We start from the raw sequence: 701 nt of genomic DNA on the forward strand, positions 1-701 counted from the left end.
ACATAATTTACCGGAATTTATGACTTTTTTCCCGTAAGCATAAATATTAATTGGAATTCTAACTGGTTTACATTTTTCAAGTGTTGCAATAACCAACCAGAAATCAAACTGAGGGGTATCAGATTTTTCAAGTCTGATAACGTTCGGAGTTCCTTGGATATTAGCACCTTTTAATTGGGGCTTGTTTGTTCTGCCGTTAGAATAAAAAGACTTCATAATGCCAACGGCTTGTTGCCAGGCGCAGCGTTGGTATCGTTTAGATAAAACAGTTTTTACTAACGGAATAACTTCATCATAGGAATCAACGTCTCTGATTTCAAATTTGAAAATATAATCTATGTATTGCTGCACCAGATTCATATAAACTGGACACAATTCATCAAGGCGAGTTAATTTCCCTTGATTAGCAAAGTCCAGTTTAATATGTGTAACAGCTCTATGTAGTTTATTCGACTTTTTCTTCTTTTTCACAGCACAGCTCTTTTATTATTTTTTCTGTTTTACGTTTAGTACGACGTTGACCGTATAGTCTGGCACAGAAGCTGGTAATAACCGAGACAAAATCTTGAATGAGATCTTCTTTATCGTTTAGAGTCTGATTTAAAACGACTAATTCACATCCGATATGGTTACATAAGATTTCGATATAATTAACACCGAAACGCGCTAACCTGTCTTTGTGTTCTACTACTAATTTCGTA

Annotated in this window: 2 protein-coding genes; both read right to left on the bottom strand. The window is 34.8% G+C overall.

The window, feature by feature from the left end:
* A partial coding sequence (locus HXW94_RS18830; protein ID WP_218576822.1) for a hypothetical protein occupies nucleotides 1-471 on the bottom strand: 471 nt, incomplete at its 3' end.
* A partial coding sequence (locus HXW94_RS18835; RefSeq protein ID WP_484482032.1) for a recombinase family protein occupies nucleotides 446-701 on the bottom strand: 256 nt, incomplete at its 5' end. The genes HXW94_RS18830 and HXW94_RS18835, both read right to left, overlap by 26 nt.

It is taken from the genome of Desulfobacter latus, from assembly GCF_013389365.1.
Lineage (GTDB): Bacteria > Desulfobacterota > Desulfobacteria > Desulfobacterales > Desulfobacteraceae > Desulfobacter > Desulfobacter latus.